Source organism: Bradyrhizobium sp. SZCCHNR3119 (assembly GCF_032487775.1).
GTDB lineage: Bacteria > Pseudomonadota > Alphaproteobacteria > Rhizobiales > Xanthobacteraceae > Bradyrhizobium.
Genome location: NZ_JAUEUV010000001.1, coordinates 514,841 through 537,170 on the forward strand (window position 1 = coordinate 514,841; position 22,330 = coordinate 537,170).

Sequence of the window (22,330 nt, forward strand, 5' to 3'; positions counted from 1 at the left end):
CCTCCAAACGCAAAGAGACGCACTGCGACGGTTCGCCCCACGCCTGAACAAAGGCTAAACAGACGTGGTTAACGAAACCTGAATGACCGGTCTCAAAGGTACTTGACGAGCGACAGCTGCGACAACATCGAGGTCGTCTGGTAGGACGCCTGCAGATTGGTCTGCAGCTGCAGGATCTGGCTCGCCACCTCGTTCTGCGAGATGCCCTCGGTGCCGTCGATCAGGCTTTGCAGCGCCGCCTTCGACTGTGTCTGTCGGGCGCCGGCATCCTTCATCGCGGTCTGCGCATTGGCGAAGTCGGTCTGGATGTCCGAGATCGTCTGCTGCCCCGGCTGCGAACTCAGATTGGCGGCGATACGCTGCGAGAGCGCCGCGATCTGGGCGCCGGAATTGGGCGCGGTCGGCGACGCCGTGACAGCGGAATAGACTGCAGTTTGCTGGAGCGCCTGGCGGATCGCCTGCTCGTTGGCCTGGGCGCCGAACTGTACCTTCTGGGAGCCGTCGATGCGGACCGTCGAGGTCGAGCGTGCCGCACCGGGCGCATTGTTGCCGGTGTACCAGGCGACGGTGTTCGCGGCGCCTGGGGCCAAGCTGGTGGCCGTCCCAAGCGGGGAGCCCGAGACGCGCAACGGAGACGTCGCGGTCACAGTGCCGTTGAAGCCCAGCGCCTGGAATGCCGCCGCGTTCGAGCTCGATATGCTGAGATCGGGGGCGTCATTGGTGTTGATCCTGATCGCGGCGCCGCTCACCGTCGAAGCCGTCTTGGTGCCCGTGATCTGATCGACCTTGGACAGCAGAGTCTGAACGCTATCGGTCACGTTGAGCTGATTGCCGGTGGCTCCCGACGCGACGAACGTCAGGGTGGTCCCGTTCACGGTGATTGTGTCGCCGGGCACGAAGTTGCTCGCGATCGAATCCGTCGCCGCAGCGCCGGACAGCAGGGTTGCGCCCGTGATCGGCGCCGCAGCCTTGTTGTTGACCGCGCTGCCGGTCGCCACACCGTCGGAGAAGAAATTGTTGCCGGCCGCGACCGCCGAGGCCGCCACCAGCGACGTATTGGCGAGCGTACCGATCGCGCTGTTCATGGCCGCGTTCAGGTTCGCCGATGTGGCCGCCGGGGTCGCGCCGATCGCAAACGTGTTGGGCTGGGCCGGCGTCGTGTTCGACGCGGTCAGCTTGATCGATTCGGTGGTGCCGTCCGGCAGGTTGAACACGACGCTGAGCTGGTCGCCCGGATTCGGATTGCCGGCGGTGAGATCGACCGACACCGATGGCGGCGACCCCGACGGACCGGTGACGGTGGCGTTGGTCAACGACGAGGTGACGGAGTTCAGTTTCAGCCCGAAGGGCGAGCCTGCGACATCCTCTGACAGCGTGATCGGCATCGTCGCCGGGGCCGACAGCACCAGGCGACCCATGCCGGAGGTGCCGACATCGGCCTGCAGCCGTTCGGCGATCACCTGTTTCAAGCCGGCCTGGGTGGCGGTTCCGTTCAGGATGTCGGCGGCGGATGCCACCGCCGGCTTGTCGATGGCCGAACCCGAGAAGATGTAGCGATCGCCGACCTGGGTGTTGAGCATGCCGACCATCGCCGACAGGTTCGACTGCGCGTTCTGCTGCCCGATGCTCTGGCCGGTGCTGGTCAGATTTTGCGGTGTCGCAGCCGCCGCACTTTGAATCTGTCCCGCTGTCTTCGACAGCGACTGCAGGACAGTGTTTGCCGCCTGCACGATGGTGTTGACGTGCGTTATCGTGTCGGTGAAGGCCTGGATGTTCGAAAGCTGCGACCGCGCCGCGACCGCAAATCCCTCGTCCGTACCCATTCCAGCGTAGTTGCTCGACTTCACGCCCGTCGAGAGCTGGGTCGAGAGGTTGGCGAGCTGATCATTGATATTCCGCACGGAAAGCCCGAGCAGAGACGAACCGTAATTGATACTGCTGATCGACATGTGACGCGCCTTACTTGGCCTGGAGCAGGGTTTGCATCATGCTTTGCACGACCGACATGATGTGGGCGTTGGCCGCGTAGGTGTTCTGAACCTGGATCAGGTTCGACATCTCGCTGTCCATGTTGACGCCGGCCGTCGAATTGAATTTCTGCTGCAGGGTGCTGACGATCACGCTCTGCCCCTGCTTCAGCTGGGTCGCCAGCGTGGAAGCATTGCCCTGCTGGCTGATGAACTGCTGCAGATAGCTCGAGACTGTTCCCTGGAACGGCTGGGCCGCCGAACCAAGTCCGGTGGTCGGCGAATAGCTGAACTTGGCGGAGGTCAGCTGCGCGAACAGGAAATCGGGCCGGGTGGAGTCGCCGGCCGGCGTGGCCGGCGATGTTGAATAGGTCGAGAGCTTGGTCGGGTCGTTGACCAGCGCCGGATTGACGGAGATGCGCCCGGCCAACCCGGTCATCTGCGAGCCGGTCCCGGTGATCGCCCCGGTATAGAGCGCGGTGCCGCCGTCCGTGAACACCGGCAGCTGCGCATTGCCCGATGCGAGCGTCTGCACCGTCGTCGTCGCCGACGCAGCATTGACGGTCGCCTGACTGGTTCCGTCGTCGGTGACGCGCAAGGTCGAGCCGGAAGGGTTGGCAAACTGCAAATGCGCGCCGCCGAGCGCGCTGTTGAGCTGGGTCACCACCGAGGCCATGCCAAGCGAGAAGTTCACGCCCACATAGGTCGGATTGGCGCCGACCGCATTCTGCAGCGGCAAGGCGGTCGGATCGGCCACATTGACGATCTTGACCTGACGCTGGACGTTGCTGGAATCCGTGTAGGTCAGATTGATCGTGTTGCCGGGCAACACGCCCGAAGTGGGGACGTCGAAGCCCGAGGGCGGCCCGGCAACTGCGGTGCCAGCCGTGGTCTTATCCGACAACGCCGAAGACATGGTGGCCGCGAGCTGATCGACCTGGGTCTGCGCTTGAACCAACGTCTGGTCGCGCAGTTTCAGGTCGGCCGCGATCTGGCCCGAGCCGAGCAGATTGTTGGCGACGACATCGAGCGAGACGCCGTTGGAAAGCCTGAGGTTGAGCTGGCCGACACCATTCTTGGTCGGATCCGTGTTGTACAGCGAGGTCGCGTCGAGAGAACCCGGCGAAGAAAAGGTGAATTGGGAGGCGAGACCGGCGCCGACGAGCTGGATGCCCGAATTCGTGAACACGCTCACCCCGTTCGTCGAGTCGTTGACGACGCGGATGTCGACATATTTAGCCAGCGTGTTGATGGCGTTGTCCCGCTGGTCCTGCAGCGTCGCCGCAAGCGGGTCGGACGGATCGGTCCCCTGCAGCCGGCTGTTCAGATCCGCAATCTGCGAGATTGCTGCATTGGCTTGGGTCGCCGAATTGCCGATGTCCTGATTAACATTGCTCCGCAGGGTCTGGATGCCCTTGGTGGTCGTGTTCAGGCTCTGGGCCAGCGTCTGTGCCGCCGATAGCGCCACCGACTGGGCGGACTGGCTGTTCGGGCTGTTCGACAGCGACTGCAGCGCGGTCGTAAAATTGTTCAGCGCCGTTTCCAGCGTGCCGCTGCCGCCCGGCGTGCCGTAGACGCTCTGCAACTGAGTGAGGATGTTGGCGACTTGGTTGGCATAGCCTCCGGCCGAGGTCTCGGTGCGGAGCTGGTTCTGCACGAACAGGTCGAGCTGCCGGCTGACGCCGACAGTCTGCACGGTCGAACCGAAGCCGCCGCTGGCGACCTCGATCTGGTTGGGCGTTTGCGCGACATAGCCCGGCGTCTGCGCGTTGGCGACGTTCGACGAGATGATCGAGAGCGCCGCTTGCGTCGACCGCAGACCCGACATTGCGGTGGCGAGCGCTGAACTCAAACCCATGATGTTACCTGCCTCAAATCATGTCAGAACGCGAAAGCCCGGGGAGCGATCAGCGCAGCGTGTTCAGAAGATCCTGAACCATGCTGTTGGCCGTCGTGATCACCTTGGTGTTGGCGGAATAGGCTTGCTGGGTCACGATCAGCTTGGTGAACTGATCGGCGATGTCCGTGTTGGAGCCCTCCAGCGACGATCCTGCGATCTTGCCGGAGGCGCCGATGATCGCCTGCCCCGACTGGTCCGTCACCTCATAGGCGCCGCCGTCCAGCGCCTTCAGATAGTTGGTGCCGTTGAAATGCGAGAGCGTCACCTGGGCGAGGCTGATGGTCTGTCCGTTGGAGAAGGTGCCGACCACGATCCCGTTGTTGTTGACGGCGACCGACTGCAGCTGACCGGCGGCGTAGCCGTTCTGCTGGATCTGGTTGATGGTCGCAGCGCCCGAGGTGCTTGCATATTGGGTCAAGGCGCCCGACGAGATGTTCAGGCTGACCGTGCCGAGCGAAATGCCGTCGACCGTGATATTCGGGATGGAGATCGAGGACGTCGTCGGCGATTTCAGCGAGCCGTCGGCGGCAAAGGTGAAATTGGTGCCGGTGTTGACCCAGGCCACCGCCGAACCCGTAGCCGTGGAGTTGGTCTGGTAGAACAGATTCCAGACGTCCTTGTGTCCGGTGCCGAGCGTTGCGCTGTCGGTCTTGGCCCAGCGCAGTTGCACGTTCACCGGCGTGCCCGCCGAGTTGTAGGTGGTGACCGCGCCGCCGCTGATGGTCTCGTTGGTGAAGTTGGTGATGTCGTTGCCCACCACGATGCCGGTGCCGGGACTGGAGTTGCGGGTCAGCGTCACGGGCGAGGTGAGGCCGAGGGCCGTGAAGCCGCCAGAAGTGCTCGCGATGCTCCAATCCTCGCCGCTGCCGGAATGCAAGGTGATGGCGCCGCCCGCGACCGTCGGCTGCACGCCGGTGACGGCGCCGATCTTGGAGAGCAAGGTGCCTACGGAGTCGGTGACGTTGATCTGATTGCCGCTCGCGCCGGAGGCCACGAAGGTGAAGGTGACGACATCGCCGGCGCTGCCGGTCATGGTGATGGTGTCGCCGGGCGCGAAGTTGGTGCCGATGGAGTCAGTGGCGGCAGCGCCCGACAGCAAGGTATTTGCGGTGATCGCGGTCGCGTTCTTGTTGTTCGCCACGGTGCCGGTGACGGTTTTGTCGCTATAGAAATTGGTGCCGACCGGAAGCGGCACGTTGGACAGATCGGCCGAGTTGAGGCCGCCGGCCGCGGTCAAGGTGCCGGCGGCGGCGTTGGCGCTGGCCTGCGTCTTCGGCTGGGTCGGCAGGTTGGCGCCGTATTGAATGGCCGTCGACGCCTGGGCCGGCACGAAGTTGTTGGCGAATTTGAGAACCTGGGGCACGTTGCCGGTGGGATTGCCAGTCTTGGGATCGACGGTCATGCCCATCAGATAGTAGCCGGCGCCGTTGACTAGGTTGCCGTTGGCGTTGAGCTGGAAGTCGCCGCGACGGGTGTAGTTGGTGACGCCGGAGAACACCGGCGCGTTGTCGACCATCGAGGTCGCCTTCTGCACGGAGAAGAAGCCATCGCCGTTGATCGCCATGTTGGTGGCGACCGTGGAGGTCGAGACCGTGCCCTGGGTGGTGATCGTCGCCTGCGCATAGGCCGTGACGCCGCCGGCGTTCTGCCGGCTCGGGTTGGTCGCGTTGGGGATGAGATCTTCGAAGCTCGTGCCGATGCCCTTGTAGCCGACCGTCGAGGCATTCGCGATGTTGCCCGAGATGTTCTGCAGCGCGAAGGATTGAGACGAGAGGCCGCTGACAGCAGTGTTCAGCGCATCGAAGATACCCATACCATTGGCTCCACGTTGACCAGCGGCGGGCTCACTCCCCGACCGCATTTCGCGGGAAGCGTCGCAATCGCTGTGCCAAATATGAAACCGGCGAACTATCAGTCACTTAGCAAATCGGAACGTTAAAAAAGCAGCGCCAAAAGTGGTGAACAATTGCCGAGCCGGCAAGTCTTGCCGAGCCGGGGCGCGCCGCATCGCGCTCCGGACAGGGCTGTTTTCACAGATGCCGACGCGTCGTTCAGGTCGCAGATGGTCCTTGAACGAACGAGCCCGCAAATTCCGTCACGTTGCGGACGGGCTTGCCGGATGAAAAGTGAGCGCAAGCCCGTCCATGCAGTAGCGCAGGCCGGTCGGCTTCGGGCCGTCGTCAAAGACGTGGCCGAGATGGCCGCCGCAGCGGCGGCAATGCACTTCGCTGCGCAACATGCCGAAGGTCCGATCCTCGCGGGTCGCCACCGCGTTATCCAGCGGCTTGTAGAAGCTCGGCCATCCGGTGCCGCTCTCGAACTTGGTTTCGGACGAGAACAGCGGCAGGTCACAACCGGCGCAGGCAAAGGTGCCCTTACGATGCTCCTTCAGAAGCGGGCTGGTCCAGGGGCGCTCGGTGCCCTCCTGCCGCAGGATCTCATATTGCTCTGGCGAAAGCTGCGCGCGCCATTCGGCATCGGTCTTCTCGATCTCGAATTTCTCGGCCGCGCGCGCCGGCGTGCTGCCGCCGAACCAGCGCAGAGCAGCAAAGCCGAACAGGCCGGCGAGCGAGGTCAGCATCAGGCGACGATCGATCATTGGCGGTCTCCGTAGCGAAGAATGGCTGCCGAAGTTACGGCCGAGGTCGCCGGACGTTACATCGGGGCAAGCTCCGCCCGCTCACTTTATTGCGAGTGAGAGGACCTCACATGTCCTCGCCTTCCCCGCCCCCCATCAGGTCGGACGGCTTCGGGCGAATCGGCAAGCGCCGCGGTGCGGCGGCCCGGCGTCGCGCTTCGGCCGCTCGCGCCGCGCGTGCCCGCTCCTTGACCCGCAAGCGCTCGCGATGCCGGGCGAGACCGCCGGCGAGTGCCGAGCTGCCACGCGCCCACAGGCTCACGGCGTAGCCGGCGACGCGTCCGCTGACCCCGCCGGCCCAGACCAGTTCGAATGGCGAGAACAGCCGCCAGCGGTCGTCGCCGGCCAGGATGCCGCCGGCGATCAGTTGTCCGGCCATGGCGGAGGTATTGAGGCCCTGGCGGCCGAAGCCGCTCGCCACCCACAGGCCTTTGCGCAGTTGGCCGACCTGCGGCATGCCGTGCACGGTCTGGCCCGTCGCCCCGCCAAAGGTCTCCGTGATCTCGCAGCGGCCGAGCTGCGGAAACACGCTGCGAATCCGACGCCCCACGGCCCCGGCGAAGGCGCCCGGCCGCGCCGACCAAGTGGTTTCGGGGCTGACCCACATCAGCCGGTCGCCGTCGACGATGCGGAACTGATCGATGCCGTCGAGATCGTTCACCGAGCCGCCAAAGGCGATCGCCTCGGCGAGGCCTGCGCCGAGCGGCGCCGTGATCCCGCCGTAACGCCAGACCGGCAGCAACGTATCCGACAACCGCCGCAGGGGCGCGCCGAGATGGATGTTGCCGGCCAGCACGATATGGGCGGCACGCAGCCGTGCCGATGGCGTGACGATGCGCTTGCGCACGCCAGTGGCATCGATGCTGACCACCGGCGTGTCCTCGAATATCCGCGCGCCCGCGCGCCGCGCGAGCCGCGCCAGTGCATGGACATAGCTGCGCCCGTCGAGCTGGAACGCCTTCGGATAGTGGATGCCGTGAAAATAACGGTCGGTCTTGAGCACGGAGCGAACGCGCTCGACCTGCCAGCCCTCGGCCTCGGTGGCAAAATCCTCGTTCAGCATTTGCAGGCGGCGCAGCAGAGTGTCACCGGCATCGACATTGGAGACTTCGAGCGCCCCCTCACTCAACGCAATCCCGGGCATCATGTCTTCGCTGGCATTGGCGCGGATGAACTCGGCGCCCTCCCAGGACAACGCCCAGAGCTGCCGCGCATGCTCGACACCGACGCGCTCGATCAGATCCGGCAATGGCAGTGCAAAACCGGGCATGACCGCGCCCATCAACTGGCCAGAAGCGTTCCAGCCGACATGACGGCCCTCGAGCACCACCACGCTGGCGCCCTGCCGGGCGGCGCACAAGGCGACCATCAGCCCGGCAATCCCGCCACCGACCACGCAGATGTCGGCATCGAGATCGAAGGCGAGCCGGGTCCGCCCGATGGCCCGCTCCTCGCTGATCGCGCTTGTGGAAGTCTCACTCATGGCGTTTTCTTAACCAAGCCTGCCGGCGCTTGTCACCTTGCGTCATCATCCTTTTAGTGCCGAGCAGTAGGTGAAGCATAGCCAGACCGAATAGAGACCACAGTTCATGCGCCGATTGATGCTGTTCCGCCACGCCAAGACCGAAAGGGACGCGCCATCCGGCCGCGATCAGGATCGCCGACTCGACGAGCGCGGGCATCAGGATGCCGCGAGACTCGGCGATTTCCTTGCTCGCCATCCCCCCTTCCCCGATCTGGTTCTGGTCTCGACGGCCGTGCGGGCGCGGCAGACCTGGGAGCTCGCCTGGGAAGCCATGCGGGACCGGGTCCCCGAGCCGGTCGTCGAATTGGTGCCGGAACTCTATGCCGCCGAGGTGGTGCAGCTCCTGCACAACATCCGGCTGGCCGAGGCCAGCGATCCCAAACGGCTGATGCTGGTCGGCCACAATCCCGGCATGCACGAGCTGGCGCTCGCCCTGACCGGCGGCGGCGACAAGGCGGCGCGCGAGGAGCTCGCGCACAACCTGCCGACGTCAGGACTTGCCGTCCTCGACTTCGACATCCACGACTGGACCGATGTGTCCTTCGGCCGCGGCAAACTGGTGCAATTCGTCACCCCGAAGCTCCTGAAGCAAGCGTGAGCCAATTGACAGCGCAACACCGGAGGGCGCCTAATCGATCAGCTCCTCATTGAGCATGGGAAGCAGGGAGGCGTGTGATGTTCAAATCCATCCTGGTCCCGATCGATCTCGCCGACACCGACCTTGCCAAGCCCGCGATTGCGACGGCGGCGACGCTCGCCAACACCTGGGACGGCACCGTGCGCCTGCTCAACGTGCTGCCGATGACGCCGGTGATGCTCGCCGAATATGTTCCGGCCGATTTCGACGCGCAGCAGCGCGAGGCGGCGGAAGAAGCCTTGTCGATCGTCGCGCGCGAATCCGGGCTTCCCGAAAACCGCATCTCCTACGCGGTACGTCAGGGGGGCATCTATCACGAAATCCTGGAGGAAGCGGCCGCCGTGAAGGCCGACCTCATCGTGATGACGTCACATCGCCCGGCGATGCGCACCTATTTCCTCGGCTCCAATGCCGGCCACGTCGTGCGCTACGCCAAATGCTCGGTGCTGGTGGTCAGGCATTAGAGCATGATCCGGAAAAGTGGAAAGCGGTTTTCCAAGGAGATCATGCTCAATCAAAGAGATGAGATCGTGATGCGATCCTTCTAATCGCATCACGATCTGGAACCGGTCGGGCCCTCACGGCCATTCGGCAATGAAGCCCTTGGCCTTGTACGGCGCGATCTTGTCCCATTCGGCGAGCACGCGGCGGCGGAATTCGGGATGGGTATGCCAGCGCTCGCGCGGCACGCCGAAACTGTCGATCGTGACCAGCATCTTCGTCACCTCCGGCCAGTAGCGGTGCAACGTCATCGGATAGCGCCGCGCGGTCCAGCTGTTGCCGAGACAGATCACGCTGCCGATGTTTGCGAGCCCGAGCGCGGCCTCGATCACCGGCAGCGAGAGGATCACGTTTTCGCCGGTGTTGGTGGCGCGGTGTTCCTCCAGGATCAGGTCGGCCGGAATGCCGCCGTCGACCATCGCCCGCTTGATCACGGCGCATTCGGATTCATCGCCGCCCGGCGTGACGCCGCCGCTGACGATGGCATGACGGAAATAGCCGTCGCGCCACAGCCGGCAGGCTGCCTGTGCCCGCAGGCTTTCCTCGACGCGCGTGCCGAACACGAACAGCAGATCCGCCGGCTGCAAGGGCGCTTCGATGAAATGCTGCGCGTTGATCGCGGCGATCTCGGCGGCGTCCGGCAGCCTCAGCGATCGGTCCTGCATAGATCCTGTCCTCACCTATCGCGCACAGCATGCCTCCGTTCCCTAGCCGTAGAAGTCACATTTGATTGCGTCCGATGACGTCTCGCCGGGATCACGGCAACAGCCCGGACGGAATGTCCGCGAACGTGTAGCTGCGCGGCTTGTTGCGGACGATGAAGCCGCCGACCTGCCAGGCGAACAGCGCAACGAAGCCGACAAGAAATAGCGCGCCCGACCATTCGCCTGCCAGCAAGGCGCGAACGAACAGTGCGGCGATGGCAAGCCCGAGCAATGCGACAAGCGCCAGCGCTGCAGCATACGTCGTTTGCCCGAGCCCGGCGGTCAGCACCGCCTGGCTGTGATGCGCAGCGAGTTGCGCATGCAGCGCCGTGACGAAACGGCGGTAGCCCTCGCTCTGCGGCGCGACCAGCGTCGCGGTCTGCCAGGAGGTCGAAACCAGGCTGAGCCGCGCACCGCTGCAATGGGTGATGTCGGCGCGAAAGCGCCGTGCCTGCATCGACACCGGCCGATAGGAGAGCCGCACGGCGGCGATCTCGGCATAGGGCCAGAGCCCGGCACGTGCGCCGATGCGCCACGACACCCCCTCGTCGGTCAGCTCGAACCGATGCGCGGTCCCGATCAGCGACGCCTTGAAGGCATAACTGACCGTGGCGTCATCGTCTGCGGACGTCATTTCCTGTGCGTGAATGGATCAGCCTCACTGCTTGCACGAAGCCTGCCGCTTATCCTACACATCGCTCATGACCGAGACGACCCATTTCCCCCGACTGTTGATCCTGGCCGGCGCCATGGCTGCAGGCGTGCTGCTCGCGCTCGCCGTGCACATGATGGGCGCGCGCTATGGGCTGGATCTCGGCGGGCTGTGGCGGACGGACACCGGGGCGTTCATGCCGGCCGGCTCGGCCATCGCCTGGTGGCTGATCGCAACCGTTGCGTTCGCCGGCGGCTATTTCATCGCGAGCCTGATGCATAGTGCCGTTTCCGGAGATATCCCGAAACGAATGCAGCACTTCCTGATCGGCATCGGCGTCCTGCTCCTGATTGGCGCCGGCCAGACGCTGTCTGGACCAAGCCCGACACCTTCGATCGCGGGCGTGCTGGCCGGCATTGCCGCGCTCGGCCTCGGCGCATTGATGGCGTTTTGCGGGGCCAATTTCGCGTTACGGAAGGCGTGATCGCCTCTCCTTCGTCGCGCCTCATCGCCCATGCTGCGCCGACGCGCCCCAGCGGATCACTCCCGCGGCCGTCAAAAGCACCGCGGCAGAAATGACGAGCGACCATCGGAGCCCCGAGATGAAGGCATCCGGCTGCCCGATCAGCGCTCCGAACAAGGCCACTCCGATCACGCTGCCGGTCTGCCGCGTCGCATTCAACACGCCGGCCGCCACGCCGGACCGGGACTTCTCGACACTGCCAAGCAGGGTCGAGGTCAACGGCGGCACGAGCAGACCGAGCCCGCTGCTCACACCGATCAGCTGCAGACCGACCGCCCAATAAGGCGTTCCCGGCGCAGTCCGCAGCAGCGCCAGGCAAGACAGCGCCGACAGCGTTGCACCGAGCGCGATGGTGGCGCGTGGACCGATCCGCTCGGCCAGGCGCGGCGCGGCCAGATTGACCGGGAACACGACGCCGAGCATGGGCACAAAGGCAAGCCCGGTCGCGAACGCCGACAGGTGATTGATCTCCTGGAAATACAGGCTGAACACGAAGATCAGGCCGTAGATCGAGACGTTGGCCAACAGGCCGACCAGCGCGCACAGCGCAAACAGACGGTTGCGAAACAAGATCAAGGGCAGCATCGGCTGCCGGGTGCGTGCCTCCTGCCAGACGAAGACGACGCCTGCGGCGATCGCGATGGCGAAACCCAGCAGGACGGCGCGATCGGTCCAGCCCCGTGCGCCGGCTTCGATCACGGCCGCTGCGAGCGCCCCGAGCGAAGTGATCGCCGCAACCTGCCCGGCCAGGTCGACCGAGCGGTCGGCATGGAGCGGCGTCTCCTGCGCATAGATCTTCGCGAGCCAAAGTCCCGCAAGACCAATGGGCACGTTGACAAAGAAGATGGCGCGCCAGCCGACCAGCGCGATCAAGGTGCCGCCTACGAAGGGGCCGGCAGTCAAAGCGAGGCTCGCGCCGGCGGCCCAGACTCCCACCGCACGCCCTCGTTGCTTGGCATCGGCATAAGTATGGTTCAGCAACGCAAGCGAGTTCGGAACGAGGACGGCTGCCCCCAGGCCCTGGATGCCGCGGAGCGCGATCAGGCTGATGGCGTCGGGCGCGAGGCCGCAGCCGATGGATGCGAGCGTGAACAGCGCAAATCCGCCCATGAAGATACGTCGGGCGCCGAGCCGATCGCCGAGCGCCCCCGCGGTCAGGATGAAGGCGGCAAACGCGATCGTATAGGCGTTCACCACCCATTGCAGCTCAGCCACGCCGCCCCCGAGGGCAGATCGGATGCTGGCGAGCGCGGTGTTGACGATGGTGACGTCGAGCTGGACGACGCCGAAGCCGAGACTCATGGCGGTCAATGTGAGCGCGCTCGCCAGCCGGGATGGCGGAGCTTGCCGCGCCGCGGCTAGCCGTGAGGTATCTGTTGCGAGCGATAAGCGAGTCATGCCGGCACCTCTCATCTTGAGGACGGCCTGTTAATTAGCCCTGGCGCGCACCACGATGCTTCGATATCGGTCGAACCATCGATCACATGCGCCATGGCGGCTGAAGCATGAGGACTGCCTGGCGCCAAAACGCCGCGCGGGGCGCGGCGTTTTGCCTCAGCTGAACCATTTTCGGGCGAGAGATCAGCTCGCCGCGCGCAGGTTCACCGCACCTTCGGCCAGGCTGGTCAGCTTCTTATCCGTCGCCTTCTCCTCGTCGAGCGTCTTCTGCAGGATGGTCGCGCAATCCTTGCGGCCGAGCTGCTTGGCCCAGGCGATCAGGCTGCCGTAACGGACGATTTCGTAATGCTCGGCGGCCTGCGCGGCGTTGATCAAAGCCGCGTCCAGCACGGCCTTGTCGGCAACCTCGCCGGCCACCTCCTCGGCCTCCTCAATGATCCCGTCGATGGCCGGGCAGTCGACAGCGTTGGCTTCGATGCCCTGCATCTTGAACACCTGCTCGAGCCGCTGCACGTGCGTTTTGGTTTCATCCAGGTGGGTCAGGAATCCCTGTTTCAGCCGCTGATCGCTGGCCTTGCTGGCCATCTTCGGCAGCGCTTTGACCAGCTGGTTCTCGGCGTAATAGATGTCCTGCAGCTGGTGAACGAACAGGTCGTTCATGGTTTTGATGTCTTTGGTAAACAGTCCCATTGTCTCGCCTCCTTGCGCTCGGAACGCCGTTGGCTCCCGGCCATCGTTTTCGCGCGTTCATCTGGTGGTCTGCGCTCGGCTAACCGGTGGCTTGGCCCGTTGTTCCGGCACAGCACAAACATCGGAGCGTGCCCCATTTGCGGAACTGCGCGGCGCAATCGGACGTTGGCGGCGACGTGATTGTGACAAATCCAGGGCGTCAACATTATGTGACCAACGTATGACGGGTCAGCACGTTCGAAAGCTGAAGCCGGCCTTGTCAAGGACTGCACAAGAGGCGTGTTTTGCCGTAAGGAACTCTCCGTAATGGAATTCCCGCCCGCCATCGAGTAATGGTTTCGCCCCTCTTCACATCTGTGGTGCCGCCCCGCCGGGAGGATGAATGCAGCGTCTGCTGACTGCGCTCGGGCGCGGTTTCAAGAAATGGATCGGCTGGAAGCGGCTTGGAATCGCAGCAAGCTTCGCCATCATCGCCTTCGCGGTGACCACCCTGGTGCGCACGCTCCGGGGGGTCGACGGCGGCGTGATCCTGACCGCCTTGGCCGACATCCCTCCCGGACACATCGCGCTCGCCGCACTCTGCGTCGTCGGTGCGTTTTGTACCCTGACCTTCTACGATTTCTTCGCCCTGCGGACGATCGGCAAGAAGCACGTGCCCTACCGGATCGCAGCGCTGTCATCCTTCACGAGCTATTCGATCGGCCACAATATCGGCGCGACCGTCTTCACCGGTGGCGCCATTCGCTTCCGGATCTACTCCGACTATGGACTGAGCGCGATCGACGTCGCCAAGATCTGCTTTCTGTCCGGGCTGACCTTCTGGCTCGGTAATATCTTCGTGCTCGGCATCGGCATGATCTTGCACCCGTCCGCCGCCTCCACGATGGACCAGTTGCCGGAGGCGGTGAACCGACTGATCGGCGTCGGGCTCGTTCTGGCGATTTTCGCCTATCTCGGCTGGCTCGCGACCGGCAAGGACCGCCGCAAGCTCGGCCAGAACGGCTGGAAAGTCGTGCTGCCCTCGACCCGGCTGACCTTTGTGCAGATCCTGATCGGCGTGGTCGATCTCGGCTTCTGTGCGCTGGCCATGTATCTGTTGGTGCCCTCCGACCCGCCGATCGATTTCATGTCGCTCTCGGTGGTTTTCATCCTGGCCACCTTGCTGGGTTTCGCCAGCCATGCGCCGGGCAGCATCGGCGTGTTCGACGCGGCGATGCTGGTGGCGCTGCCGCAGTTCGGGCGCGAGCAGCTGCTCGCCACGCTGCTGGTGTTCCGCGTCCTCTATTTCGTCATCCCGTTCGCCACGGCAATCTCGATCATGGGGTTCCGGGAACTCTGGATGAATGTCGTGCAGCCCTGGCAGGAACGGCGCAAGCTCAACGACGTATCCCGCCGCCATGTCACGCCGCCTCAAGCCACGGCAACTCCTGCGCCGGCCCCGCTGCCGCAGCGGCTGAAACAGCACTCGCGGCGCTGATCCGACGCGATGTCGGCGCAGCACCGAGCTGAGGCATGGCTGACTTGTCCCAGGCAATCGGCTTGATCTGACAGGCGGCCCTCTTATTTCCGCCGCATCTTTGCCGTGAAACGTCGCGCCATGATCCCAGATTCCCTTCGCCTGCTGCTGGCGGCCGCATTGCTCGCGCCCGCGCTCTCCGTGATTCCGACCTCGCCGGTCGGCGCCCAGATCACCGCCACCCCGATGCAGATCAGCTGGGAGGTGCGCAACCGTTTCCGCCTGTTCCGCGAGGAGCGCGACTTCCTGCTTCACGTGGACGCTGCGCGCGACCGCAGCATCCTCGCCGCCGAGCAAGGCCTCGAACTGCAGAGCGACGGCCGCGGCTGGGCTCGCAACATCGTCAACCGGCTCTGCATCGATCTGCAGGGCCGCGTCAACGAGCCCTGCACCCGCGACAATGTGAAGGAGAGCTATCTCACCCCGATCGATCACCCGATCACGGTGCGGCTCACCGGCGCGGTCCCGGTCGGCGCCACCTGCGCCTGGTCGTTCGACGATGGTGACGGCCCGCAAAGCTCGACCTTCGACTGTGCCGAGCCGGTCAACCTGCGTGTCCGCTATGGCCGTCAGACCGTCGCCACGGTCGACGTCTCCAGCGCGGACGGCAGCCAGCGGGTATCCGCCGGCATCCAGGTGCGCGACATCTTCATCGCCGGTCTCGGCGACAGCATCGCCTCGGGAGAGGGCAATCCCGACCGCGCGATCGCGTTGGCCGACGAAGGCTTCTGCTTCCGCTCCTATCTCGGCGGCGCGACCGGGCAATATTACCGGCCGAGCCGCGCCGGCTTCAAAGGCGGCCGTGCCTGCGAAGCGCCGGACACGCTGCAGAACTGGCAGCGCCACAGCGCCGTCTGGTTCAATGCAGCCTGCCATCGCTCGCTCTACAGCTATCAGACCCGCACGGCGCTCGCGCTCGCGGTGCGCTATCCGCACATCGCGGTCACTTATCTGCCGCTCGCCTGCACTGGTGCCACCATTGCCGACGGCCTGTTCGGCAGCCAGCGGGCGCGCGAATGCCCGCCCGGCCGCTCGATCGCGACGTGCCAGAGCAGCGTCAACGGCCAGCTTTCCGAATTGCGCGAGGCACTCACGGCGGCCAAGCGGCGCCAGCCGGATCGCCGGCTCGACCTCGTGCTGCTGTCGATCGGCGCCAACGACATCAACTTCTCCGGTCTCGTGTCCGACGTCATCGTGGACACGCCGACCGAGCGCACCCTGTTCAAGCGCATCGGCCTGATCGGCTCGGTGGAGGATTCCCGCGCCGAGCTTGCGCGCGACCTGCCGCAGGGCTTCGCCAAGCTGCGCGAGGCCCTCAAGCCCTTGGTCGGCGACCTCTCGCATGTGATCTACACGTCCTACGGCAATCCGGCGCTCGCCAGTGGCGGTACGCCCTGCCCTGGCGGGCGGGCGGGGTTCGACATCCATCCCGCTTTCTCCGCCGATCCGCAGCGGCTCGCCAATGTCACCGCCTTTGTCGAGAACGAGTTCCTGCCGACCCTGAAGGCACTGGCGCAGTGCCAGGGCGGCGTGCTGTGCCGCGATCCGCGCAGCGACCGCATGACCTTTGTCGATGCGCATCAGGCTGCGTTCGCCGACCACGGTTTTTGCGCGCGCGCCGCGAGCGATCCCGTATTCGACCGCGACTGCTTCTCTGCCAAGGGCGACAGCTTCGATCCCGACATCGTCAATGCCGCCAATGACCCCTTGCGCTGCGGCCGCGGCGCCAGCGAGTACCGGGCCTATCTGCCGCGGGCACGCTGGATCCGCGATGCCAATGACAGCTATTTTGCCGCGATGACCTATCCGCAAGGCCTGCCGGCTGCGATGCAGCCCTCCGATATCCACGATGCGACCTGGGGTGTGCTGTCGGCGGTCTATGGCGGCGCGGTACACCCGTCCGCCGAAGGGCACGCGGCGATGGCGGATGCGGCCTTTCCGGCCGCAGCCCAGGTGCTCAGCCTGGACGCCGCCGAGCCCGACATCAGCGGCGAGCCGCTGCCGCCCGCAAGCGCAGTGCAGCAATAGGCCAAGATCGATCCGAACGCGCTTTCCAAGCCGCGTGAGCGCGGCTTACACTTGACATGCGCGCGACCTATACGCGCGCGGCACAACTAACAAGTTGGCCCAACAAGATCGTCAAGGGAGAAACGCATGCTTCGGTTCGATGCCTGTTCGCCGCCGCTTGCCATGTTGGCCGCGGCCACGACCCTCTGCCTGACCGCGCCTGTATACGCGCAGTCCGGCGATCCTATCAAGATCGGCGTGATCGCCGAAGTGCAGGCGATCGCCGGTGCCGCCACGCCCGGCGGCGCGCAGATCGCGGCCGATGAGATCAACGCCAAAGGCGGCGTGCTCGGGCGCAAGATCGAGATCGTCACCTACGACGACCACTCATCGTCGGCAGATGCCGTGCGCGCCTTCCAGCGCGCCGCCAATGAGGACAAGGTGTCGGCCGTAATCGCCAGCTACATCAGCGAGGTGGTGCTGGCCTTGGAGCCCTGGGCCGCGCGGCTGAAGCTGCCCCTGATCACCCCGGGCGCGGCCTCCAACGAGATCACCAAGGCGATCCACAACGACTATGAGAAAAACAAATACACCTTTCACGGCTACCTGACCTCGGCGGCGCAGGCCCAGCTGGTCTGCGATGCGGCCAAGGACCTGCTGGCCGATCAGCTCAAGTTCAAGACCGCCGCGATCATGAGCGAGGACGCGGCCTGGACCAAGCCGCTGGACGTCGGCTACGAGGCGTGCCTGCCCAAGGCCGGGCTGAAGGTGGTCGAGCACATCCGCTTCTCGCCCGACACCACCGACTTCACGCCGATCTTCAACAATATGGAGGCCAAGAAGCCGGACGTGATCGTCACCGGCATCTCCCACGTCGGCGTACAGCCCACCGTGCAGTGGAAGAACCAACAGGTGCCGGTGCCGATGTTCGGCATCAGCGCGCAGGCGCTCAGCCCGACCTTCTGGAACGATACCAACGGCGCGGCCGAAGGCATTCCGTCGCTGGCCGTCGCGACGCCGGAGGTCGCGGTGACGCCGAAGACCAAGCCGTTCGCGCAGGCCTTCAAGGCCAAGTTCGGCACGCCGCCCGCCTATACCGGCTACACCGGATACGACGACGTTTACATCATCGCGGAAGCGATTAAGCGCGCCGGCTCGACCGATCCGGACAAGATGGTCGCCGAGCTCGAGAAGACGAACTACGAAGGCACGATCGGCCGCCTCGCCTTCTACGGCAAGGACGACGAGTTCACCCACGGGCTCAAGTCGGGTCCCGGCTACATCACCGGTCTCGTCTTCCAATGGCAGAGCGGCAAGCAGGTCACCGTGTGGCCGCCGGCGATCGCGGAAGGGAAACTGAAGTTTCCGGACTTCGTGAAGCTGTCGCAGTAGGGCCGGAGTTGGATCCGCTCTCGGATCTGTATTTGGCTATCTTTACTGCGTCACAAGTACCGTCATTCCGGGACAGCCCGTCAAGGCTGAACCCGGAATCTCGCAATTGCGCACCATAGTTCGATGCTGGCGCATCGCCCCAGAATGAGCGTGAAGCAGGCCATGTCTCGCGCTTGTGACGCAGTAATACTCTTTCCCTTGTATTTGGGGAACTTTCGACATATGTCATCAGCATATGCCGGAAGTTTTCGAGGGCTACCGAGTATGTCCGACGCTAGGCAGGTCAAACTTTTTCGAAACGGCCGCAACCAGGCAGTACGGATTCCGATGGAATTTGAACTCCCTGGGACCGACGCCATCATGCATCGGGAGGGAGACCGGCTCATCATCGAACCCCTACGCAAGCGAGGGCTCCTCGCGCTTCTTAAGACCATGGAGCCGATCCCCGAGGAGCTACCTGAGATCGATGATCCCGCTCCAGCTCCGGAGCGCCTGCTTTGACGCGTTACATGCTGGATACAAATATCATTTCCGACCTACTCAAGAATCCTCGTGGAAAAGCTTACAAGCGATTGAGTATGGTCGGCGATCGGAACGTCTGCACGAGCATCATCGTTGCGGCCGAACTTCGCTACGGATGCGCCAAGAGCGGCTCTGATCGGCTGCGCAAAGCTGTTGAAGAACTATTGAACGAGATTCCTGTGCTCTCCTTCGACGCTCCAGCCGACCGGCATTACGGATCCGCTCGCGCAGAGTTGGAAGCCTCAGGCACTCCGATCGGCGGCAATGATCTATTGATCGCCGCCCATGCTCTTACCACGGACGCCACGATCATCACTGCGAATGATCGGGAGTTCAAACGTGTTCGAGGTCTCAAAGTTGAGAATTGGCTTATCTAAAGGCGTGGCGACAAGGTCCTTGAGATCCTAGCGGTTCAGTGCTCCCTAAAGGCTAGGTGCGACGCCCCTGTCCGATGTATGCCGCGAGCATGCTTGCAAAGGGCGGCGGACTTCTCCGCAGCCCCTTGTATCGGACCTCTTCCTCGACCTCAGTAGCGATCGGTGCCGATGCCGACGCTCACGCCGGGCGCGTCGATACCGACCCCGCCCCGGTCGCGATAGCTGCGGCGCTCGTAATAGCGCTCGCGAGGCGCGTAATCGAGGCATCGCGACCTTCTCGGACGATGACGCGCCGCTCAGTGCGCTGACGCCAGCAACGTCCGTCTTCATTGCAGACCATGCGAACATTTTGGATGTAGCTCGCTGCCGCGGGGGACACCGCTGACAGCGGGGCAGCGGACACAGAGGTCACCACAAACGTACTTGCAGCGGCTGCCAATGCGATTGCGAAAGCCCTCATAGCATTTTCTTCAGTTAATGATTGTGCCGGTGAGCAATGGGCTTGCGACAGAATGGTTCCGGACGACGCAAAATTTTGCGCCGCGTGGCAGCTCCGCTGATGACCGTAGGAGAGACCCGATTTGCTAGCTGGCCCTATGCGGCCGGTTCCTGCGGCTTCTGCTAATCCGACGGACGCCAATCGCGCGCTGAGAAGCTGACGTTCTGAAACCTTGCACGGCAGGAGTTCAGCTCGAGCATCACCGTCTCAGGAATACCACGTCGCCCGGACGAGCCGGGCGGCAACAGGGAGATTGATATGTCGGACGTGACGTCTCGCAGCTGACTACTTCGCCGGCGCGATCTTCTTGCCCGTCGTCGCCGGCTGCTTCGCCGCTGCGGCCTGGGCCGGCAGGTACTTCGCGATCACGGCCGGATCGATCTGCGCCATGGCGCTGTCCGGCAGGCGCACCCAGGTCTCGTCGCGGCCAAGAAACGAGATGCCGATATAGCCGCGCAGCGTCAGCGTCTGTCCATCCGGACTGAGCGTCATCTTGGCGTTGTAGATCTTGCCATCGCGCGGATCGAGCACGTTGCCGTCCTCATAGACCAGCCCCTCGCGCTTCATGTCACGAAGCTTCATGTCGCGAATGAAGGAGATACCGAGCCATGGCGCGTTCTTGCGGTCGTCGGTGCATTTGGAGCAGATCGGATTCGGCGAATCGGTAGGTCTCGGGAACAGCTTCGCCATCACACCCTCGTAGACACCGTTGTGATCGACGACAAGAACGTAGAGCTTCGGCTCCCCGTTCTCGACCTTCTGCCACAGGCCGGCGGCGGACGGTTCGGCGGCTAGCGCAGGCCGAGCAACCAGCGACCCAACAAGCAGGACGGCGAGGGTGGCAAATGTCGCGACACGTGGCATCAGCCGAAGCCGGGGAAACGTTATCAGCATCATCATCTCACCTTGACCAATCCATAAAGCGCATGGACGCAGAGTACGGCCATTTCGAGGACCGTGCCAGCACATAGCAGGTCTTGCGCGGCTGTGGAATCGCAGCCGCCCAGAAACATCCAGTCACATTCCAGTTGGAGCCGGTTCCCTCCAATCCACCGCTTAGTTGACGCCGAGCTTCTTCTGCAGGCTCGATGACGATGTCGTGTATTGGAACACCAGCCGCTTCTCCGGGTAGACGTAGCGGTGCGCCTTCTGCGCCATCAGCGCGCCCTCGTGGAAGCCGCACAGGATCAGTTTGATCTTGCCGGGATAGGTGTTGATGTCGCCGATCGCGAAGATACCGGGCACGCTGGTTTCGAACGCCGAGGTCTCCACCGGAACCAGATTGTTCTCCAGCGCGATGCCCCACTCGGCGACGGGACCGAGCTTCATCGTGAGGCCGAAGAACGGCAGCATCCTATCGCAGGCGATCGTCTCCACCGTGTTGTCGTTGCCCTTGAGGGTGGCTGCCGTGAGCACGCCGCCTCCGCCTTCGAGGCCGGTGACCTGGCCGATCCTCAAGTCCATCTTGCCGGAGGCGACGAGCGCGCGCATCTGCTCGACGCTATGGGGAGCGGCGCGAAAATCGTCGCGCCGGTGCACCAGCGTGATGCGCTTGGCGATCGGATGCAAGTTGAGCGTCCAGTCGAGCGCGGAATCGCCGCCGCCGACGATGACGATGTTCTTGTCGCGGAACTCCTCCATCTTGCGCACCGCATAGAACACCGAGGTGCCTTCATAGGCTTCGATGCCCGGAACCGGCGGCCGCTTGGGCTGGAACGAGCCGCCGCCGGCAGCGATCACTACGACCTTGCATTCGAACACCTTGCCTGCATCCGTGGTGATGCGGAAACCGGGATCGCCGATCTTCTCGACCCTCTCCACCATCTCACCGAGATGGAAGGTTGGATTGAATGGCTTGATCTGCTCCATCAACTGATCGGTCAGGCCCTGCCCCGTGACCATCGGCACGCCGGGAATGTCGTAGATCGGCTTCTCCGGATAGAGTTCGGCGCATTGGCCACCGACCTTGTCGAGGATGTCGATCAGATGTGCCCTGATATCGAGCAGCCCCAGTTCGAATACGGCAAACAGTCCGCAGGGGCCCGCGCCAATGATCAGCACATCGGTCTTGATCGTTTCGCTCATGTCGCTCTTCTCGTTGGGAGGCCGCAGGCAAGATGTCGCGGCAAGTGGCGGTGTCCAAATGTGTAGCCAAGGCGGCTCACCCAGGGAAGCCTCAAAACCGGCTGGCGCCGGGCGGGGCGCATGCTCGTCGGATAGGTCTCAATTCGCATCCGCCGGCCTGGGGTCGACGGCACCTGAAAGTGGTGCACATCAAATACAACGACTCTTGCGCGAACGTGAAATCCGATCGATGATGCCGCCCCATTCATTCAAGACATGCTCTCAAATCATACGTCCATGGAGATGGTCTCGTGAATGTCTCCCCCTCGCATGAGGACGCGCTTCGTCTGGAGGATTTTCCGTACCGGCTCGGCGACAACGTTCGGTTCGGCGATCTCGATCCGAACTGGCACGTCAACAACGCGGTGTTTGCGACTTATTTCGAAAGCGCCCGCGTGATGCTGATGAAGGACCCTAACAACGATCTGATGCCGAAAGGATTGACCTGGATCATGGTGCGGCTCGACATTCAATTTCGCGCCGAGCTGCGCTGGCCAGGAACGATCGAAATCGGGCTTGGCATTGCCAAGCTTGGACGCACCTCGGTGACGTTCGACCAGGTGATCTTCGCGCAAAACACCTGCGTGGCTTCGGCGCAGGCCGTGAACGTGCTGATCGACGAAGCGACACGCATGCCGACACCGCTGACGCCGGAGCTAGTCAGCAATTTCCAGCCCTGGCTGCGGCGCGGAACGGCCGCGTCGGCCTGAGCGTGTCGACACGCGGAAAGGTCGCGAAAGCAAGGCGGCGCGCGCAGG

General features: G+C 64.0%; 20 protein-coding genes and 1 pseudogene. 9 read left to right on the forward strand and 12 right to left on the reverse strand.

Features of this window, described 5'->3' with window-relative positions; translation table 11 throughout:
* Window positions 1–92 precede the first annotated feature (92 nt).
* The 5 genes from QX034_RS02480 to QX034_RS02500 all read right to left on the reverse strand — a co-directional run bounded on the left by QX034_RS02480 (window position 93) and on the right by QX034_RS02500 (window position 7,988).
* A complete protein-coding gene (locus QX034_RS02480) occupies window positions 93–1,949 on the reverse strand; it encodes a flagellar protein (RefSeq protein ID WP_316194972.1) in 1,857 nt (618 codons plus the stop codon).
* 10 nt (window positions 1,950–1,959) lie between these two features.
* Window positions 1,960–3,825, reverse strand: coding sequence for a flagellar hook-associated protein FlgK (flgK, locus tag QX034_RS02485; RefSeq protein ID WP_315707132.1), 1,866 nt, complete (start codon window positions 3,823–3,825; stop codon window positions 1,960–1,962).
* A 49-nt stretch (window positions 3,826–3,874) separates the two neighbouring features.
* Window positions 3,875–5,680: a flagellar hook-basal body complex protein gene (locus QX034_RS02490; protein ID WP_315707131.1), complete on the reverse strand. Its 1,806-nt coding sequence runs from the start codon at window positions 5,678–5,680 to the stop codon at window positions 3,875–3,877.
* A gap of 282 nt (window positions 5,681–5,962) precedes the next feature.
* On the reverse strand, window positions 5,963–6,466 hold the full coding sequence (gene msrB / locus QX034_RS02495; RefSeq protein WP_315707130.1) for a peptide-methionine (R)-S-oxide reductase MsrB: 504 nt from the start codon (window positions 6,464–6,466) through the stop codon (window positions 5,963–5,965).
* A gap of 106 nt (window positions 6,467–6,572) precedes the next feature.
* Window positions 6,573–7,988 (reverse strand): FAD-binding oxidoreductase, encoded by a 1,416-nt coding sequence (locus tag QX034_RS02500; RefSeq protein WP_315707129.1) that lies wholly within the window; start codon window positions 7,986–7,988, stop codon window positions 6,573–6,575.
* A gap of 106 nt (window positions 7,989–8,094) precedes the next feature.
* Between QX034_RS02500 and QX034_RS02505 the strand changes: the two genes are divergently transcribed.
* Complete coding sequence (locus tag QX034_RS02505; protein WP_315727803.1) at window positions 8,095–8,628, forward strand: histidine phosphatase family protein; 534 nt, start codon at window positions 8,095–8,097, stop codon at window positions 8,626–8,628.
* A gap of 77 nt (window positions 8,629–8,705) precedes the next feature.
* Window positions 8,706–9,131 (forward strand): universal stress protein, encoded by a 426-nt coding sequence (locus QX034_RS02510; RefSeq protein WP_315707127.1) that lies wholly within the window; start codon window positions 8,706–8,708, stop codon window positions 9,129–9,131.
* Window positions 9,132–9,245: 114 nt separating this feature from the next.
* Here the strand turns inward: QX034_RS02510 and QX034_RS02515 are convergent, their stop codons facing one another.
* Together QX034_RS02515 and QX034_RS02520 are read right to left on the reverse strand one after the other, a co-directional pair.
* Window positions 9,246–9,833: a YdcF family protein gene (locus QX034_RS02515; RefSeq protein WP_315727801.1), complete on the reverse strand. Its 588-nt coding sequence runs from the start codon at window positions 9,831–9,833 to the stop codon at window positions 9,246–9,248.
* Between the two features lie 91 nt (window positions 9,834–9,924).
* On the reverse strand, window positions 9,925–10,506 hold the full coding sequence (locus tag QX034_RS02520; protein ID WP_315727799.1) for a hypothetical protein: 582 nt from the start codon (window positions 10,504–10,506) through the stop codon (window positions 9,925–9,927).
* 67 nt (window positions 10,507–10,573) lie between these two features.
* Here QX034_RS02520 and QX034_RS02525 point away from each other — a divergent pair, with 67 nt between their 5' ends.
* The gene (locus tag QX034_RS02525) at window positions 10,574–11,008 is read left to right on the forward strand and encodes a hypothetical protein (RefSeq protein ID WP_315707124.1); all 435 of its coding nucleotides are present in this window, start codon (window positions 10,574–10,576) and stop codon (window positions 11,006–11,008) included.
* A gap of 21 nt (window positions 11,009–11,029) precedes the next feature.
* Here QX034_RS02525 and QX034_RS02530 read toward each other — a convergent pair whose 3' ends face one another.
* The gene (locus QX034_RS02530; protein ID WP_316189807.1) at window positions 11,030–12,445 is read right to left on the reverse strand and encodes an MFS transporter; all 1,416 of its coding nucleotides are present in this window, start codon (window positions 12,443–12,445) and stop codon (window positions 11,030–11,032) included.
* Between the two features lie 183 nt (window positions 12,446–12,628).
* Window positions 12,629–13,135 carry a ferritin-like domain-containing protein gene (locus QX034_RS02535; protein WP_315727795.1) on the reverse strand — a complete coding sequence of 169 codons (507 nt, stop codon included), beginning with the start codon at window positions 13,133–13,135 and terminating at the stop codon, window positions 12,629–12,631.
* A gap of 382 nt (window positions 13,136–13,517) precedes the next feature.
* On the opposite strand from QX034_RS02535, the gene QX034_RS02540 reads away from it, so the two are divergent.
* The 5 genes from QX034_RS02540 (at window position 13,518) to QX034_RS02560 (ending at window position 18,949) form a co-directional block, all read left to right on the forward strand.
* Window positions 13,518–14,612, forward strand: coding sequence for a YbhN family protein (locus QX034_RS02540; RefSeq protein ID WP_315707122.1), 1,095 nt, complete (start codon window positions 13,518–13,520; stop codon window positions 14,610–14,612).
* Between the two features lie 120 nt (window positions 14,613–14,732).
* A complete protein-coding gene (locus QX034_RS02545) occupies window positions 14,733–16,679 on the forward strand; it encodes a hypothetical protein (RefSeq protein ID WP_315727793.1) in 1,947 nt (648 codons plus the stop codon).
* Between the two features lie 126 nt (window positions 16,680–16,805).
* A complete protein-coding gene (locus QX034_RS02550) occupies window positions 16,806–18,050 on the forward strand; it encodes an ABC transporter substrate-binding protein (protein WP_315727791.1) in 1,245 nt (414 codons plus the stop codon).
* Between the two features lie 264 nt (window positions 18,051–18,314).
* Window positions 18,315–18,551 carry an antitoxin gene (locus QX034_RS02555; protein ID WP_315707119.1) on the forward strand — a complete coding sequence of 79 codons (237 nt, stop codon included), beginning with the start codon at window positions 18,315–18,317 and terminating at the stop codon, window positions 18,549–18,551.
* Entirely contained in the window at window positions 18,548–18,949 is a 402-nt protein-coding gene (locus tag QX034_RS02560) for a type II toxin-antitoxin system VapC family toxin (RefSeq protein ID WP_315727789.1), read from the forward strand. Before QX034_RS02555 ends, QX034_RS02560 begins: the two co-directional genes overlap by 4 nt.
* Before the next feature lie 149 nt (window positions 18,950–19,098).
* Here QX034_RS02560 and QX034_RS02565 read toward each other — a convergent pair.
* From QX034_RS02565 to QX034_RS02575, 3 genes and pseudogenes are all read right to left on the reverse strand, one after another.
* Window positions 19,099–19,409, reverse strand: a pseudogene (locus QX034_RS02565) (hypothetical protein).
* A 324-nt stretch (window positions 19,410–19,733) separates the two neighbouring features.
* Window positions 19,734–20,342, reverse strand: coding sequence for a DUF2147 domain-containing protein (locus QX034_RS02570; RefSeq protein ID WP_315727986.1), 609 nt, complete (start codon window positions 20,340–20,342; stop codon window positions 19,734–19,736).
* 162 nt (window positions 20,343–20,504) lie between these two features.
* Window positions 20,505–21,533 carry an NAD(P)/FAD-dependent oxidoreductase gene (locus tag QX034_RS02575; protein WP_315707116.1) on the reverse strand — a complete coding sequence of 343 codons (1,029 nt, stop codon included), beginning with the start codon at window positions 21,531–21,533 and terminating at the stop codon, window positions 20,505–20,507.
* Between the two features lie 290 nt (window positions 21,534–21,823).
* On the opposite strand from QX034_RS02575, the gene QX034_RS02580 reads away from it, so the two are divergent.
* Window positions 21,824–22,282: an acyl-CoA thioesterase gene (locus QX034_RS02580; protein ID WP_315729563.1), complete on the forward strand. Its 459-nt coding sequence runs from the start codon at window positions 21,824–21,826 to the stop codon at window positions 22,280–22,282.
* Window positions 22,283–22,330: the final 48 nt, after the last annotated feature.

Coding starts and splice junctions, on each gene's coding strand:
- QX034_RS02570 (WP_315727986.1), bottom strand. CDS start 20,342: ATGCTGATAACGTTTCCCCGGCTTCGGCTGATGCCACGTGTCGCGACA.
- QX034_RS02545 (WP_315727793.1), top strand. CDS start 14,733: ATGATCCCAGATTCCCTTCGCCTGCTGCTGGCGGCCGCATTGCTCGCG.
- QX034_RS02555 (WP_315707119.1), top strand. CDS start 18,315: ATGTCCGACGCTAGGCAGGTCAAACTTTTTCGAAACGGCCGCAACCAG.
- QX034_RS02540 (WP_315707122.1), top strand. CDS start 13,518: ATGCAGCGTCTGCTGACTGCGCTCGGGCGCGGTTTCAAGAAATGGATC.
- QX034_RS02550 (WP_315727791.1), top strand. CDS start 16,806: ATGCTTCGGTTCGATGCCTGTTCGCCGCCGCTTGCCATGTTGGCCGCG.
- QX034_RS02525 (WP_315707124.1), top strand. CDS start 10,574: ATGACCGAGACGACCCATTTCCCCCGACTGTTGATCCTGGCCGGCGCC.
- QX034_RS02510 (WP_315707127.1), top strand. CDS start 8,706: ATGTTCAAATCCATCCTGGTCCCGATCGATCTCGCCGACACCGACCTT.
- QX034_RS02530 (WP_316189807.1), bottom strand. CDS start 12,445: ATGACTCGCTTATCGCTCGCAACAGATACCTCACGGCTAGCCGCGGCG.
- QX034_RS02535 (WP_315727795.1), bottom strand. CDS start 13,135: ATGGGACTGTTTACCAAAGACATCAAAACCATGAACGACCTGTTCGTT.
- QX034_RS02500 (WP_315707129.1), bottom strand. CDS start 7,988: ATGAGTGAGACTTCCACAAGCGCGATCAGCGAGGAGCGGGCCATCGGG.
- QX034_RS02490 (WP_315707131.1), bottom strand. CDS start 5,680: ATGGGTATCTTCGATGCGCTGAACACTGCTGTCAGCGGCCTCTCGTCT.
- QX034_RS02520 (WP_315727799.1), bottom strand. CDS start 10,506: ATGACGTCCGCAGACGATGACGCCACGGTCAGTTATGCCTTCAAGGCG.
- flgK (WP_315707132.1), bottom strand. CDS start 3,825: ATGGGTTTGAGTTCAGCGCTCGCCACCGCAATGTCGGGTCTGCGGTCG.
- QX034_RS02505 (WP_315727803.1), top strand. CDS start 8,095: ATGCGCCGATTGATGCTGTTCCGCCACGCCAAGACCGAAAGGGACGCG.
- QX034_RS02480 (WP_316194972.1), bottom strand. CDS start 1,949: ATGTCGATCAGCAGTATCAATTACGGTTCGTCTCTGCTCGGGCTTTCC.
- msrB (WP_315707130.1), bottom strand. CDS start 6,466: ATGATCGATCGTCGCCTGATGCTGACCTCGCTCGCCGGCCTGTTCGGC.
- QX034_RS02515 (WP_315727801.1), bottom strand. CDS start 9,833: ATGCAGGACCGATCGCTGAGGCTGCCGGACGCCGCCGAGATCGCCGCG.
- QX034_RS02575 (WP_315707116.1), bottom strand. CDS start 21,533: ATGAGCGAAACGATCAAGACCGATGTGCTGATCATTGGCGCGGGCCCC.